The organism is Thermus sp., from assembly GCF_039793865.1.
Lineage (GTDB): Bacteria > Deinococcota > Deinococci > Deinococcales > Thermaceae > Thermus.
The window spans coordinates 6,907-20,764 of the sequence record NZ_JBAMMI010000080.1 but is presented as its reverse complement, the minus strand read 5'-3'; the positions used below and the strand labels follow the sequence as shown (position 1 = coordinate 20,764).

The window sequence follows — 13,858 nt, the reverse complement described above, 5'->3', positions numbered from 1 at the left end:
TAAGATAGTCCTCATGGAGCTTTCGCCCGAGCTCTTGCGCAAGCTGGAGGCCTTAGCCCAGATCCCCCTTTCCCCCGAGGAGGAAGCCCTTCTCCTCGAGGACCTAAGGCGCATCCTGGACTTCGTGGACGCCCTGCCCCATGTGGAGGCGGAGGAAGAGGAGGAGGCCCAAGGGCGCCTCCGGGAGGACGAGCCCAAGCCCTCCTTGCCCCAGGCCCTGGCCCTCTCCGTGGCCCCCGAGGCCGAGGACGGCTTCTTCCGGGTGCCCCCGGTGCTGGAGTAGCCATGGTGGACCTCAAGCGCCTGCGCCAGGAGCCCGAGGTCTTCCACCGGGCCATCCGGGAAAAGGGGGTGGCGCTGGACCTCGAGGCCCTCCTCGCCCTGGACCGGGAGGTCCAGGACCTGAAGAAACGCCTCCAGGAGGTCCAGACCGAGCGCAACCAGGTGGCCAAGCGGGTTCCCAAGGCCCCCCCGGAGGAAAAGGAGGCCCTCGTCGCCCGGGGCAAGGCCTTAGGAGAGGAGGCGAAGCGGCTGGAGGAGGCCCTTAGGGGAAAGGAAGCGAGGCTCCAGGAGCTTCTCCTAAAGGTCCCCCTCCCCCCCTGGCCCGGGGCCCCCGTGGGGGGTGAGGAGGCGAACCAGGAGATCAAGCGGGTGGGAACCCCCCCCGAGTTCCCCTTCCCTCCCCTGGACCACGTGGCCCTGATGGAGAAAAACGGCTGGTGGGAGCCCAGGATCAGCAAGGTCTCGGGGAGCCGCTCCTACGCCCTAAGGGGGGACCTCGCCCTCTACGAGCTCGCCCTCCTCCGCTTCGCCCTGGACTTCATGGCGAAGCGGGGTTTCCTCCCCCTCACCCTCCCCTCCTACGCCCGGGAGGAGGCCTTCCTCGGCACCGGCCACTTCCCCGCCTACCGGGACCAGGTCTGGGCCATCGCCGAGACCGACCTCTACCTCACGGGCACCGCCGAGGTGGTCCTAAACGCCCTGCACTCCGGGGAGATCCTCCCCCACGAGGCCCTGCCCCTCCGCTACGCCGGCTACGCCCCCGCCTTCCGCGCCGAGGCGGGAAGCTTCGGGAGGGACGTGCGGGGGCTTCTTCGGGTCCACCAGTTCCACAAGGTGGAGCAGTACGTGCTCACCGAGGCGAGCCTCGAGGCCTCCGACCGGGCCTTCCAGGAACTCCTGGAAAACGCCGAGGAGATCCTAAGGCTCTTGGAGCTCCCCTACCGCCTGGTGGAGGTGGCCACGGGGGACATGGGCCCGGGCAAGTGGCGGCAGGTGGACCTGGAGGTCTTTCTGCCCTCGGAGGGGCGCTACCGGGAGACCCACTCCTGCTCCGCCCTTCTGGACTGGCAGGCGAGGCGGGCGGACCTGCGCTACCGCGACCCGGAGGGCCGGGTGCGCTACGCCTACACCCTCAACAACACCGCCCTGGCCACCCCCCGCATCCTGGCGATGCTTCTGGAAAACCACCAGATGGAGGACGGCCGGGTCCGGGTGCCCCAAGCCCTCGTCCCCTACCTGGGCAAGGAGGTGCTGGAGCCATGCGGATAGAGGCGGCCGAGCTCAGGATCCTGGAGCTTCCCCTAAAGTTTCGCTTTGAAACGAGCTTCGGGGTGCAGACCAAGAGGACCATCCTCCTCCTAAGGCTCTTCGGGGAGGGCTTGGAGGGCCTTGGGGAAGGGGTGATGGAGCGCTTTCCCCTCTACCGGGAAGAGACCGTGGAAAGCGCCCGGTACCTCCTCCAGGAGGTCTTCCTCCCCCAGGTCCTGAGGAAGGACCTCCCGAACCCCGAGGCCCTGCGGGAGGCCCTCGCCCCTTTTCGGGGAAACCCCATGGCCAAGGCCCTCTTGGAGATGGCCTTCTACGACCTCTGGGCCAAGGCCCTGGGGAAGCCCCTCTGGCAGGTCCTGGGCGGGGTGCGGCGGGAGGTGGAGGTGGGGGTCTCCCTGGGGATCCAGCCCTCGGTGGAGGAGACCCTAAAGGTGGTGGAAAGGCACCTCGAGGAGGGCTACCGCCGCATCAAGCTCAAGATCAAGCCGGGCTGGGACTACGAGGTCCTAAAGGCGGTGCGAAAGGCCTTCCCCGAGGCCACCCTCACCGCCGACGCCAACAGCGCCTATAGCCTCGCCGACCTCGCCCGGCTCAAGCGCCTGGACGAGCTTCAGCTGGACTACCTGGAGCAGCCCCTGGCCTACGACGACCTCCTGGACCACGCCAGGCTCCAGCGGGAGCTTTCCACCCCCATCTGCCTGGACGAGAGCCTGACGGGGGCGGAGAAGGCGAGGAAGGCCATAGAGCTTGGCGCGGGGCGGGTCTTCAACATCAAGCCCGCGAGGCTTGGGGGCCACGGGGAAAGCCTCCGGGTGCACGCCCTCGCCCAGAGCGCCGGGATCCCCCTCTGGATGGGGGGGATGCTGGAGGCCGGGGTGGGGCGGGCCCACAACCTCCACCTGGCCACCCTCCCCGGCTTCACCAAGCCTGGGGACGTGAGCTCGGCGAGCCGCTACTGGGAGGAGGACCTCATAGAGGAGGCCCTCGAGGCCAAAGACGGCCTCATGCCCGTGCCGGAGGGCGTGGGCATTGGGGTCCACCTGAAGCTTCCCTTCGTGGAGCGCATCACCCTATGGCAGAGGTACGTGTCCGCGAGCTGAGGGGCTTTGAGGAGATGGAGGAAGTAGTCGCCCTCCAGCGGGAGGTCTGGGGGCGCGCGGAGAGCGACCTGGTGCCGAGGGGCCTCCTCATCGCCATTCAGGACGAGGGAGGGCTCGTGGCCGGGGCCTTCGCGGAGGGGAGGATGGTGGGCTTCGTCTTCGGCTTCCCCACCCAAGACCCCACCCTCCACCACTCCCACATGCTGGGGGTGCTGGAGGCCTACCGGGGCACGGGGGCGGCCCTCCTCCTCAAGCGCTTCCAGCGGGACTGGTGCTTAAGCCGGGGCATCCGCAAGGTGGTCTGGACCTTTGACCCCATGCGGGGGGTGAACGCGAGCTTCAACCTGCGGAAGCTCGGGGCCACGGCCAGGACCTACCTCCCCGACCACTACGGCCCCATGACGGGGATCAACGCCGGGGCCCCCTCGGACCGACTGCTGGCCGAGTGGGACCTCCTCTCGGAGAGGGTCTACACCCGCCTCTACGCCCCCCCGCCCGAGCCCGAGGCGGCGGGCCTCCCCCAGGTGAACCGGGTGGAGGGGGAGGTGCCCCTGGAGGCGAGGCTGGACCTGGAAGGGGAAAGGCTCCTCTTCCAGATCCCCGAGGACTGGGGGCGGATCCTGCGGGAAGACCCGGCCCTCGCCCTGAGGTGGCGGGAGCACGCCCGGCAGGTCCTCCCCCACTACTTCGCCCGGGGCTTTCGCCTGGTGGACCTCCTCCGCCACCCCAACCGCTATGTCCTGGCTAAGGACTGAGCTCTGGACCGCTGAGGTGGTCTACGCCGGCTTCGGCACCCCCATGCTCCGGGGGGGCTTGGCGGTGCAGGGCGGGTTCGTGGTGGGCCAGGGGAGCCTGGAGGAGCTCAAGGCCCGCTTTCCCGAGGCGGAGGTGGTCCACAAGGGGAAGGCCCTCCTCCCGCCCCCGGTGAACGCCCACACCCACCTGGACCTCTCCCTCCTCCCCCTCTACCGGGGGCCCTTCGCGGGCTTCCTCGCCCACGTGGTGGCCCACCGGGAAAGGCGGGGCCTCGAGGGGGCAAGAAGGGGCCTAGAGGAGCTTCTCGCCTCCGGGGCGGGGGCCTTCGCCGACATCGTCTTCAAGGACGAGGTCATGGACTTCCTCCTCGAGGAAAGCCCCCTCCCCGGCGTGGCCTTCTACGAGGTCTTCGCCCCGGAGCCCCAGGTGGCGGAGGAAGTCTTTGAGGCCGTGCGGCGGAAGGTGGAGGCCTGGCGGAGGCGGGAGGGCAAGGTGAAGGTGGGCCTTTCCCCCCACGCCCCCTACTCCGTGAGCCCCCCGCTCCTACAAAGGCTTGCGGCGTGGGCCAAGGCCGAGGGGATTCCCCTCATGGTCCACGCGGCGGAAAGCCTCGAGGAGGTGGCCTTTCTCCGGGAAGGCGGGGGGGCGCTTGCGGAGCTTCACCGCCGCTTCGCCAAAACCCCCTGGACCCCGCCCGGCACCACCCCCGTCCGCCACCTCCACGCCCTCGGGGTCCTGGGGCCCACCACCCTCCTCGTCCACGGGGTCCAGGTGGACGAAGAAGAGGTGCGGCTTCTCGCCGAAACCGGGACCAAGGTGGTCCTCTGCCCCCGGTCCAACGCGAACCTGGAGGTGGGGGAGGCCCCCCTCGCCCTCTACGCCAAGCACGGGGTGGAAGTGGCCCTCGGCACGGACTCCCGGGGCTCAAGCCCCGACCTGGACGTGAAGAACGAGGCCCGCTTCCTCTGGGACCGGGCGGAGCCCCGCCTCCTGGTGCGGGCCCTCACCCGGGGGGGGTACCGGGCCCTGGGCCTCCCCACCCCCCGGCTTACCCGGGGCACCGCCGCCTCTTTGGTACACTCCCTCTGATGCGCCCCCGTCCCCCCAACCCCTTCCCCACCCTCTGGGACGAGGGCATGCGCCACCTGGGCCCCCTCATCCTCTACAGCGCCTTCACCGGGGCCTTGACCGGGCTTCTGGTGGCCCTCCTCAACCTGGCCCTCCGGGCTCTGGGCCAGCTCGTGGGGCTTTTCTTCGGCTACCTGCCCCCGGAAGCCCCTGGGGAAGGGGGGCTCCTCCAGGCCTTCACCGGACCTAGCCCGTGGCCCCTGGCCTTCCTTCTGCCCCTCCTTTTCGCCCTGACCAGCCTTCTCGGCACCGGAAAGGGGCTTGCCGCCCTCCTCCTCCTTTCCCGGGAAGGGCGGGAAGCCCCTAGGCTCGCCCACCCCCGGGCGGTCCTGGGCGGGGTGCTGGAGCTCGCCCTCTACTCCCCCCTGGGGCGGGAAGGGCCTTTCGGCGTCCTCGGCCTGTGGCTCGGGAGCGCCCTGGACCGCCGCTTTCCCCGGGTGGGCGGGGGGCTAGCCTTCGCCGGGCTCGCCGCCGGGCTAGGGGCCGCCTTCCACGCCCCGGTGGCGGGGGCCCTTCTGGCCACGGAGATCCTCTACCGAAGCCTCCTCCTCGAGGCCCGGGCCCTCACCCCGGCCCTGATCGGGGCCCTCTCGGGCTTCGCCCTCTACGGGGCCTTCTTCGGCTACACCCCCCTTCTCCCCTTCCGGGTGGAGGTGGGCCTCGAGGCCTTGCCCGGAGGCCTCCTCACGGGGCTCCTCGCCGCCCTCCTTTCCGCCTCCTTCACGGAGGGCAGCCGCCTCCTGCAAAGGCGGCTCAAGCCCCTGGCCTTTCCCCTCAGGCACGGGCTTTTGGGCCTGGCCCTGGGGCTTAGCCTCATCTTCCTGCCCGAGGCCCTGGGGACGGGCCTCGGATGGGTGGCGGTGGCCACCACCCCCCTCCTCTCCTCCCCGGCCCTCCTCCACCTCCTCCTCGCCAAGCTCCTCCTCCTCCTCCTGGCCCAGGGAACGCGGGCCTACGGGGGGCCTTACACCCCGGCCCTGGTCCTGGGAGGGCTCCTGGGGGCTCTCCTCGCCCGCCTCTTGGGACCCTTGGCCCTACCCTCGGAGGCCCTGGCCTTGGCCGGAGGAAGCGCCGTCCTAGCCGGGGTGGCCCGGGCCCCCTTCGCCGCCACGGTGCTGGCCGCCGAATGGGGAGGGTACGCCACCTTGCCCCTGGTCCTGCCCGCCGTCCTCCTGGCCTACGTCTTAAGCCCCTCCCACCCCTGGGAGGAGGGCCTTAAGGAAGCCCCGGCCACGCCGGAGGAGAATCCGTCTGAAACGCCTCCGCGAAGGGAACCCTCGCCTCCTGGCCAAGGAGGCGACGCCGGGCCCGGAAGTCCTCGAGGCTAACCGGCCAGCGGTAAAACTCCCGGTAGAAGGCGAACACCGCCTCCGCCACCTCCTGGGTCTCCGCGGTGTTCACGTAGACCCAGGGCCGGGAAAGCTCCCGCCTCGGGTAGTGGTAGAGGCGCACGGGGCTCCTGTGGGCCTCCCCCACCAGCTTGGGGATGCGGCAGAGCTTCAGGGCGGAAAGCACCGCCTGGTGGGTGGCCCGGTGGTCGGGGTGGACGTCCAGGGGGTCCCAGGTGACCACGGCGTCCGGGCGGAACTCGGCCATGAGCCGGGCCAGGGCCAGGGCCTCCTCCCTCCCGCCCGTGAGGAGGGTGTCCTGGAAGGGGAAGAAGCGGTACTCGGCCCCGATGAGGCCCGCCACGTAGGCCCCGTGCCCCTCCCGCACCCGGGCCACCTCCTCCGGGGGGGCCTCCCCGAAGTGGCTCGCGAACTCCCCTCTCGTCATCCAGACCAGCATCACCCGGTCCCCCCGCCTGGCGTGGAGGGCCAGGGTGCCCGCCGCCCCGATCTCGTCGTCGGGGTGGGCGAAGACCGCCATAAGGTTCATAAGGGGCAGTCTACCCTTCTTGCCCCAGCGGGGAAAACCCCTTAGGATGGAGCCTAACCATGGTCCGGGGCATTCGGGGCGCCATCACCGTGGAGGAGGACACGCCGGAGGCCATCCACCAGGCCACCCGGGAACTCCTCCTGAAGATGCTGGAGGCCAACGGCATCCAAAGCCACGAGGAGCTGGCCGCGGTGATCTTCACCGTCACCGAGGACCTGACCTCCGCCTTCCCCGCCGAGGCCGCAAGGCAGATCGGCATGCACCGGGTGCCCCTCCTCTCCGCCCGGGAGGTGCCGGTGCCGGGAAGCCTTCCCCGGGTGATCCGCGTCCTCGCCCTCTGGAACACCGACACCCCCCAGGACCGGGTGCGCCACGTGTACCTGAGGGAGGCGGTGCGGCTTCGGCCCGACCTGGAAAGCGCCCAGTAGCTAAACTCCCAGGACCTCGGCCCACGGGGTGGGGGTCTTGGGGCTCACGTACCCCGTGTCCATCTGGGCGAGCTGGAGGCGGCCCGAGTACTCCTCGTTCACCGCGTGCCAGTAGGTGTACTCCTCAATCACCCAGATCCCCGACTCCCGGGCCCCGTTGCCGCTCGCCTTCACCCCGCCGAAGGGCAGGTGGGCCTCGGCGCCCACGGTGGTGTTGTTGATGCTGGTCATCCCGGCGCGGATGCCCACCTTGAAGAGGTAGGCCCAGTGGCGGTGGTTGGTGTAGATGGCGCTGGAGAGGCCGTAGGGGGTGCTGTTGGCCACCGCTATGGCCTCCTCTATCCCGTCTACCTTCACCAGGTTGATGGTGGGGCCGAAGATCTCCTCCTCAAAGAGGCGCATCCCGGGCCTTGCCTCCCAGACCGTGGGCCAGCCATAAAGCCCCGCCTCGGGGTCGCCCAGGAAGTGGGGGTAGGGGTTTTCCCGGGTGATCCGCCCCCGGCCAAAGAGGAGCCTCGCCCCCTCCGCCTCCCCCACCCCGTAGTGCTCCTGCCAGCGGGCGAAGAGGCGCTCGTTGATGAAGGGGCCGTAGGTGACCTCGGGGTGGAGGAGGGGGTTCCCCACCCGGGTGGCCTCGGCCCGCTCCAGGAAGCGCCGCTTGAACTCCTCGTAGATGGGGGCGTCCACCAGTATGTTCCCCGCCGAGGTGCACCGCTGGCCCCCCGTGGCGAAGGCGCTCCACCAGGCCCCCTCCACCGCAAGGTCCAGGTCGGCGTCCCGCATGACCACCAGGGGGTTCTTCCCCCCAAGCTCCAGGGTGGGGCGAATGAGGTTCCTCCCCGCCACCTCCCCGATCCAGCGGCCCACCTTGGTGGAGCCGGTGAAGGCGAACTTCTGGAGGAGGCCCTCGTCCATGAGCTCCACCAGCCACTGCCCGGTGGAGTCCTTGCCCTCGCCGTGGACCAGGTTGATCACCCCAGGGGGAAGCCCCGCCTCCTCAAAGAGCTTGACGAAGACGTAGGAGAGGGTCGGGGAGTCGTCGGAGGGCTTCCAGACCACGGCGTTCCCGGTGAGCACCGCGGGGATGAGCTTCCAGCTCGGCACGGCGATGGGAAAGTTGCCCGCGGTGATCATCCCCACCACCCCGAGGGGCCTGCGGAAGGTGAAGAGCTCCTTATCGCGCATCTCGCTCGGCACGGTCTGGCCGTAGAGCCTCCGCCCCTCCGAGGCGAAGAAGAGGGCGGTGTCTATGGCCTCCTGCACGTCCCCCGCGGCCTCCTTCGGGGTCTTCCCCACCTCCCGCACCATGAGGCGGGTAAGGGTGGGCTTCTCCCTCTCCAGGATCTTGGCCAGGTTGAAGAGGACCTGGCCCCGCACCGGGGCGGGGGTGCGGCTCCACTCCAAGAAGGCCTCCCGCGCCTTCAGGGCCGCTTTGCGCAGGGTGTCCTTGGTGCCCTCGGGGAAGCGGGCCACCAGGTCCTCCCGGTCCGAGGGGTTTCTGCGCTCCAGGGCCCTCCCCTCAAACACCTCCTCGCCGCCGATGAGGTGACCGAACTCCAGGGTGTTTCCGTACTTCCCGGGAAAGGTCCTCATGGAAACCTCCACCCGGAATTTTACCCCGCAAAGGGCTCAGCCGAACTTGGCCTTGAGGGCCCTAAGGGTGGCGGGGGGCACCAGCTTGGACACATCCCCCCCGTAGCGGGCGATCTCCTTGACCATGGTGCTGGAGACGAAGGCGTAGCGGGTGGCGGCGAGGATGAAGAGGGTTTCCAGGCCCGGGAGGAGCTGGCGGTTGAGGTGCGCCATCTGGAGCTCGTACTCGTAGTCGGAGACCGCCCGGAGCCCCTTCACGATGGCCTGGGCCCCCACCCGCTTCACGAAGTCCACCAGGAGGCCGGAGAAGGTGGCGGCCTCCACGTTTTTGAGGTGGGCCGTGGCCTCGCGGATGATCTTTAGGCGCTCCTCGGCGCTGAAGAGGTACTGGCCCCGTTTGTTGGGGTTCTCCAGCACGGCCACCGTGACCCGGTCAAAGAGCCGGCTCGCCCGCTGGATCACGTCCAGGTGGCCGTTGGTGAGGGGATCAAAGCTTCCCGGATAGACCACGTGCATCTAGACCTCCACCAGGGTGAGGGCGTTCTCCCCGTAGACCCGGCGCTCCCCCATGGGCAGGTAGAGGTCCTTGGGGTGCTGGAGGATATAAAGCCCTCCGGGCTCCACCAGGCCGCTTTCCAGGAGGGCCTGGAAGAGGGCCGGGAGGTCCAGGGCGTAGGGGGGAGCCATGAAGGCCACGGTGTACCGCTCCCCCCGGGCCTGGGCCTCTCGGAGGAAGACCTCCACGGGAAGAGGGACAACGCGCACGGGAAGGCCCGCGCGGCGGGCGTTCTCCTTGATGAGGGCGATGGCCTCTTGGTCCTTCTCCACCAAGGTGGCCTCAAAGCCCTCGCTGGCCGCCTCCAGCCCCACCGCCCCGCTCCCCGCGTAGAGGTCCAGGAAGCGCCCCCGCCTCGGGTAGCGGAGGCGTAGGTAGTCAAAGAGGGCCTTGCGCAGGCGCACCGGGGAAGGTCGCGCCGAGGCCGGCACCTTCAGGGGCACGCCCTTAGCCTTGCCACCCAGGATCCTTAGCACGCCTCTTAGCTTAAAGCTCCAGGACCAGCTGGGCCAGACGGGCGAGGCCCTGGTCCAGGGTTTCCAGGGTGAGGAGGATGTCCAGGTGGGCCAAGGTGCTGGCCCGGCTCTCGGCGAAGCCGGCCTCGAGGCGGCGCAGGTGGGCCCGCCTCAGGCGCTGGAAGAACTCGCCCCCGTCCTCCCCGAGCACCTGCTCGGCCAGGGCCCGCTCCCCCGTGGCCAGGGCGGTGCCCACGCGCTCCAGGCGGGAAAGCACCCGGGAGGCCGCCGCAAGCAGGTCCTCCTTGCCCTCGGAGCTGAAGCGAAGGCCCTGGGCCCAAAGCCGCTCCGCCTGCCGCACCACCCTCCGGGCCAGGTCCCCCAGGTGCTCAAGCTCGCTCGCGGCCATGAAGAGCCTCACCGCCCTCTCCTCCCCCTCCCGGGGGGCCAGGGCCGAGGTGTAGAGGACGAGCTCCCGGGTCAGGGCGTCCACCTTCTCCTCGAGGGCCCTCAAGGAAGCCTCGCCTCCCTCCTCCTGGGCCAGCACCCGGATCGCCTGGACCAGCATCCCCCGCACCGCGTCCGCCACCCGGGCGAGCTCCCGCCGCGCCAGGGCCAGGGCGAGGAGGGGGGTGTCCAGGGCCTCCCAGCGCAGGTACTTGGGGGCCACCCTGCGCGAGGGGAGAAGCCCCTCCGCCCAGCGGGCGTAGGCCCCGGCGAGGGGCCAGTAGAGGAGGGCGTAGAGGGCGTGGCTCGCGAGGTGCCAGGCGAGGGCGCTCCAAGGAAGCCGCCCGGCGAGGAGCAAGAGGAGGAGGGAGAGGACCAGGCGGTGAGCCAGGAGGGGCAGGAAGAGGCGAAAGGCCTCCCTCCTCCCCCCGAGGGCCGCCCAAAGGAGGGTGCCCGTGGTCCCCGCCCCGGCCCCGAGCACCAGGCCCGCCGCCGCCCACGGGGCTTGGGGGAGGAGGAGGGCGATGGCGGCCACGGCGTTGGCCGAGCCGAGGAGCCCCCCCAAAAGGAGGCCGAGCCCGTAGGCGGCGAGGGGAGAACCCACCCGCTCCGCCAGGGGGAGCCAGGGCCCCACCCCAGCCGCCATCTCCCCAAAGCCCAGGAAGAGGAGGCCAAGGCCCATGAGGAAAAGCCCACCCCGGCGCCAGGTGGGCACAAGAAAGAGGCCTAGCCCAAGGGCCAAGAAGCCCTCCCCCACCCCGCCTGCCGAGAGGGCGAGGAGGGCCACCCAGGGCGCCGCCCCGGCGGTGGCCGCAAGGGCGAGGAGGGCGGCTTGGGCATGGGCCAGCACCCCCACCTCCAGGAGGGCCAGCGCCAGGAGCCCAAGCCCCGAGCCGCTTCCCGAGAGGAGGCCGAGGAGGAAGCCCCAAAAGAGGCTCGCCCCCGGGGAGGCGAGGGCCTGGGCCACCGCATGGCGCCGCCCAGGCCAGGAGGCGAGGGCCTCGGAGACCAGGTGCAGGCCCAGGTAGAAGAGGGCGAGGCCCGCGAGGAAGCGCACCGGGGAAAGTATAAGGGAAGCCGGCCCGAGGGCCGGCCCTTGGTCGGGGAGACTGGATTTGAACCAGCGACCCCCTCGTCCCGAACGAGGTGCGCTACCGGGCTGCGCTACTCCCCGTAGCGGAGTCCAGTATAGGGGAGAAAGGCCCAAAGGTCAAAGGGGTTGACACCCTCCCGAGGTTTTCCTACACTAGCCCCTAACCGCGCCGGGGCGCGGCGAAAACCAGCCCGTTCTCTTATCCAGAGCGGTGGAGGGTACGGCCCTGCGAAACCGCGGCAACCTCCCGCCCCTTCCGTTCCATGGCCGGATGCGGGCGGGGCTGGTGCCAAGGCCGGCCCGGGCGGGGGAAACGCCCGGGGACGATAAGAGAGGGGGGTAAGCGCCACGCCCAACCCCTTCTTGGCGAGAGAACGGCCGCCGGGAAGGGGCTTTTTTGGCCCCTTCAAGGTCGCGCGCCCGCGCGACCCCAACGCCCCTGGCCGGGACTTGGGAAAGGAGGCCAAGGATGCGGTTTGAGACCCTTCAGCTCCACGCGGGCTACGAGCCCGAGCCCACCACCCTAAGCCGCCAGGTCCCCATCTACCCCACCACAAGCTACGTCTTCCAAAGCCCCGAGCACGCGGCGAGCCTCTTCGCCCTGAAGGTCCCAGGGAACATCTACTCCCGCATCATGAACCCCACGGTGGAGGTGCTGGAGAAGCGCCTCGCGGCCCTGGAAGGGGGAAAGGCCGCCCTCGCCACCTCTAGCGGCCACGCCGCCCAGTTCCTCGCCCTCACCACCCTGGCCCAGGCGGGGGACAACCTCGTCTCCACCCCCAACCTCTACGGGGGCACCTTCAACCAGTTCAAGGTGACCCTGAAAAGGCTCGGCATAGAGGTGCGCTTCACCTCCCGCGAGGAGCGCCCCGAGGAGTTTTTGGCCCTCACCGACGAGAGGACCCGGGCCTGGTGGGTGGAGTCCATCGGCAACCCCGCCTTGAACATCCCCGACCTCGAGGCCCTGGCCCAGGCCGCCCGGGAAAAGGGGGTGGCCCTCCTCGTGGACAACACCTTCGGCATGGGGGGCTACCTCCTGAGGCCCCTGGAGTGGGGGGCCGCCCTGGTCACCCACTCCCTCACCAAGTGGGTGGGGGGGCACGGGGCGGTGATCGCCGGGGCCATCGTGGACGGGGGGAACTTCCCCTGGGAAAACGGCCGCTACCCCTTGCTTACCGAGCCCCAGCCCGGCTACCACGGCCTGAGGTTCACCGAGGCCTTTGGAGAGCTCGCCTTCATCGCCAAGGCCCGGGCGGACGGCCTCCGGGACCAGGGGCAGGCCCTGGGGCCCTTTGAGGCCTGGGTGGTCCTCCTCGGCATGGAGACCCTCTCCTTAAGGGCCGAGCGCCACGTGGAGAACACCCTGCACCTCGCCCATTGGCTCCTGGAGCAACCCCAGGTGGCCTGGGTGAACTACCCGGGGCTAAAGGGCCATCCCCACCACGAAAGGGCAAGGAAGTACTTCAAGGGGAAGCCGGGGGCCGTCCTCACCTTCGGCCTGAAGGGCGGGTACGAGGCGGCGAAGCGCTTCATCTCCCGCCTCAAGCTCATCTCCCACCTGGCCAACGTGGGGGACACCCGCACCCTGGCCATCCACCCCGCCTCCACCACCCACTCCCAGCTCTCCCCAAAGGAGCAGGCCCAAGCCGGGGTTTCCCCCGAGATGGTGCGGCTTTCCGTGGGCTTGGAGCACGTGGAGGACCTGAAGGCGGAGCTCAAGGAGGCGCTGGCATGAGCGAGATCGCCCTCGAGGCCTGGGGGGAGCACGAGGCCCTCCTCCTCAAGCCCCCCCGCTCCCCCCTCTCCATCCCCCCACCCAAGCCCCGCACCGCCGTGCTCTTCCCCAGGCGGGAGGGGTTTTACACCGAGCTCGGGGGGTACCTCCCCGAGGTGCGCCTCCGCTTTGAGACCTACGGGGCCCTCTCCCGCAGGCGGGATAACGCCGTCCTCGTCTTCCACGCCCTCACGGGAAGCGCCCACCTGGCGGGGACCTACGACGAGGAAACCTTTGGGGGCCTCTCCCCCCTGGAAAGAGCCTTCGGCCGGGAAGGCTGGTGGGACAGCCTGGTGGGCCCCGGGCGCATCCTGGACCCCGCCCTCTACTACGTGGTCTCCGCCAACCACCTGGGAAGCTGCTACGGCTCCACGGGCCCCCTCTCCCTGGACCCCCGCACGGGCCGCCCCTACGGGAAGGACTTCCCGCCCCTCACCCTTCGGGACCTGGCCCGGGCCCAGGCGAGGCTTCTGGACCACCTGGGGGTGGAGAGGGCCATCGTCATCGGGGGAAGCCTCGGGGGGATGGTGGCCCTGGAGTTCGCCCTCATGTACCCGGAAAGGGTGAGGAAGCTCGTGGTCCTCGCCGCCCCCGCCCGGCACGGCCCCTGGGCCCGGGCCTTCAACCACCTCTCCCGCCAGGCCATCCTCCAAGACCCCGAGTACCAAAGGGGAAACCCCGCCCCCAAGGGCCTGGCCCTCGCCCGGGGGATCGCCATGATGAGCTACCGGGCCCCCGAGGGGTTTGAGGCCCGCTGGGGGGCGGAGCCCGGGCTTGGGGAAACCTACCTGGACTACCAGGGGGAGAAGTTCCTCCGGCGCTTCCACGCCGAAAGCTACCTCGTCCTCTCCCGGGCCATGGACACCCACGACGTGGGCCGGGGCCGGGGCGGGGTAGAGGAGGCCCTGAAGCGCCTCAGGGCCATCCCCGCCCTCTTCGTGGGCATTGACACCGACCTCCTCTACCCCGCCTGGGAGGTGCGGCAAGCGGCCCGGATGGCGGGGGCCCGCTACCGGGAGATCAAAAGCCCCCACGGGCACGACGCCTTCCTCATAGAGACCGACCAGGTGGAGGAGATCCTCGAGGCCTTCCTCCCCTA

The 13,858-nt window shown here is 70.1% G+C and carries 14 protein-coding genes, 1 tRNA gene and 1 riboswitch; of the genes, 9 read left to right on the top strand and 6 right to left on the bottom strand.

The features are described from left to right. Positions 1–13: 13 nt before the first annotated feature. From gatC to ABJK26_RS07290, 6 genes are read left to right on the top strand one after another with little or no spacing between them, the layout of a single operon-like run. The gene (gatC, locus tag ABJK26_RS07315; RefSeq protein WP_347241625.1) at positions 14–283 is read left to right on the top strand and encodes an Asp-tRNA(Asn)/Glu-tRNA(Gln) amidotransferase subunit GatC; all 270 of its coding nucleotides are present in this window, start codon (positions 14–16) and stop codon (positions 281–283) included. Positions 284–285: 2 nt separating this feature from the next. Beyond that, entirely contained in the window at positions 286–1,551 is a 1,266-nt protein-coding gene (gene serS / locus ABJK26_RS07310) for a serine--tRNA ligase (RefSeq protein ID WP_347241621.1), read from the top strand. Next, a complete protein-coding gene (gene menC / locus ABJK26_RS07305) occupies positions 1,542–2,651 on the top strand; it encodes an o-succinylbenzoate synthase (RefSeq protein ID WP_347241620.1) in 1,110 nt (369 codons plus the stop codon). Before serS ends, menC begins: the two co-directional genes overlap by 10 nt. Then, positions 2,624–3,406, top strand: coding sequence for a GNAT family N-acetyltransferase (locus tag ABJK26_RS07300; RefSeq protein ID WP_347241619.1), 783 nt, complete (start codon positions 2,624–2,626; stop codon positions 3,404–3,406). Before menC ends, ABJK26_RS07300 begins: the two co-directional genes overlap by 28 nt. Then, positions 3,387–4,496, top strand: a complete 1,110-nt coding sequence (locus ABJK26_RS07295) for an amidohydrolase family protein (RefSeq protein ID WP_347241618.1) — start codon at positions 3,387–3,389, stop codon at positions 4,494–4,496. Before ABJK26_RS07300 ends, ABJK26_RS07295 begins: the two co-directional genes overlap by 20 nt. Beyond that, on the top strand, positions 4,496–5,863 hold the full coding sequence (locus ABJK26_RS07290) for a chloride channel protein (protein ID WP_347241617.1): 1,368 nt from the start codon (positions 4,496–4,498) through the stop codon (positions 5,861–5,863). The genes ABJK26_RS07295 and ABJK26_RS07290 overlap by 1 nt, the downstream gene beginning before the upstream one ends. On the opposite strand, the gene ABJK26_RS07285 is transcribed toward ABJK26_RS07290, so the two are convergent. Further along, positions 5,751–6,404, bottom strand: coding sequence for a PIG-L deacetylase family protein (locus ABJK26_RS07285; RefSeq protein ID WP_347241624.1), 654 nt, complete (start codon positions 6,402–6,404; stop codon positions 5,751–5,753). The two genes, ABJK26_RS07290 and ABJK26_RS07285, sit on opposite strands and share 113 nt — an antisense overlap. 68 nt (positions 6,405–6,472) lie before the next feature. On the opposite strand from ABJK26_RS07285, the gene aroH reads away from it, so the two are divergent. After that, a complete protein-coding gene (gene aroH / locus ABJK26_RS07280; protein ID WP_347241616.1) occupies positions 6,473–6,841 on the top strand; it encodes a chorismate mutase in 369 nt (122 codons plus the stop codon). Here aroH and ABJK26_RS07275 read toward each other — a convergent pair whose 3' ends face one another. The 5 genes from ABJK26_RS07275 to ABJK26_RS07255 form a co-directional block, all read right to left on the bottom strand. Then, a complete protein-coding gene (locus ABJK26_RS07275; RefSeq protein WP_347241623.1) occupies positions 6,842–8,434 on the bottom strand; it encodes an aldehyde dehydrogenase family protein in 1,593 nt (530 codons plus the stop codon). Between the two features lie 36 nt (positions 8,435–8,470). After that, on the bottom strand, positions 8,471–8,950 hold the full coding sequence (gene coaD / locus ABJK26_RS07270; protein ID WP_347241615.1) for a pantetheine-phosphate adenylyltransferase: 480 nt from the start codon (positions 8,948–8,950) through the stop codon (positions 8,471–8,473). Continuing rightward, positions 8,951–9,466, bottom strand: coding sequence for an RsmD family RNA methyltransferase (locus ABJK26_RS07265; protein ID WP_347241614.1), 516 nt, complete (start codon positions 9,464–9,466; stop codon positions 8,951–8,953). A gap of 10 nt (positions 9,467–9,476) precedes the next feature. Next, complete coding sequence (locus tag ABJK26_RS07260; RefSeq protein ID WP_347241613.1) at positions 9,477–10,949, bottom strand: PhoU domain-containing protein; 1,473 nt, start codon at positions 10,947–10,949, stop codon at positions 9,477–9,479. A gap of 40 nt (positions 10,950–10,989) precedes the next feature. Beyond that, positions 10,990–11,066 (bottom strand) — tRNA-Pro (locus ABJK26_RS07255). A gap of 115 nt (positions 11,067–11,181) precedes the next feature. Then, positions 11,182–11,318, top strand: a riboswitch (SAM riboswitch). Positions 11,319–11,454: 136 nt separating this feature from the next. On the opposite strand from ABJK26_RS07255, the gene ABJK26_RS07250 reads away from it, so the two are divergent. Further along, positions 11,455–12,720 carry an O-acetylhomoserine aminocarboxypropyltransferase/cysteine synthase gene (locus ABJK26_RS07250; RefSeq protein WP_347241612.1) on the top strand — a complete coding sequence of 422 codons (1,266 nt, stop codon included), beginning with the start codon at positions 11,455–11,457 and terminating at the stop codon, positions 12,718–12,720. Then, positions 12,717–13,858: homoserine O-acetyltransferase (gene metX, locus ABJK26_RS07245; RefSeq protein WP_347241611.1), on the top strand; the 1,142-nt coding region annotated here is incomplete at its 3' end. The genes ABJK26_RS07250 and metX, both read left to right, overlap by 4 nt.

Excerpts from the sequence above, each read along its gene's own strand:
- gatC (WP_347241625.1), top strand. The coding sequence starts at position 14 with ATGGAGCTTTCGCCCGAGCTCTTGCGCAAGCTGGAGGCCTTAGCCCAG.
- serS (WP_347241621.1), top strand. The coding sequence starts at position 286 with ATGGTGGACCTCAAGCGCCTGCGCCAGGAGCCCGAGGTCTTCCACCGG.
- menC (WP_347241620.1), top strand. The coding sequence starts at position 1,542 with ATGCGGATAGAGGCGGCCGAGCTCAGGATCCTGGAGCTTCCCCTAAAG.
- ABJK26_RS07300 (WP_347241619.1), top strand. The coding sequence starts at position 2,624 with ATGGCAGAGGTACGTGTCCGCGAGCTGAGGGGCTTTGAGGAGATGGAG.
- ABJK26_RS07295 (WP_347241618.1), top strand. The coding sequence starts at position 3,387 with ATGTCCTGGCTAAGGACTGAGCTCTGGACCGCTGAGGTGGTCTACGCC.
- ABJK26_RS07290 (WP_347241617.1), top strand. The coding sequence starts at position 4,496 with ATGCGCCCCCGTCCCCCCAACCCCTTCCCCACCCTCTGGGACGAGGGC.
- ABJK26_RS07285 (WP_347241624.1), bottom strand. The coding sequence starts at position 6,404 with ATGGCGGTCTTCGCCCACCCCGACGACGAGATCGGGGCGGCGGGCACC.
- aroH (WP_347241616.1), top strand. The coding sequence starts at position 6,473 with ATGGTCCGGGGCATTCGGGGCGCCATCACCGTGGAGGAGGACACGCCG.
- ABJK26_RS07275 (WP_347241623.1), bottom strand. The coding sequence starts at position 8,434 with ATGAGGACCTTTCCCGGGAAGTACGGAAACACCCTGGAGTTCGGTCAC.
- coaD (WP_347241615.1), bottom strand. The coding sequence starts at position 8,950 with ATGCACGTGGTCTATCCGGGAAGCTTTGATCCCCTCACCAACGGCCAC.
- ABJK26_RS07250 (WP_347241612.1), top strand. The coding sequence starts at position 11,455 with ATGCGGTTTGAGACCCTTCAGCTCCACGCGGGCTACGAGCCCGAGCCC.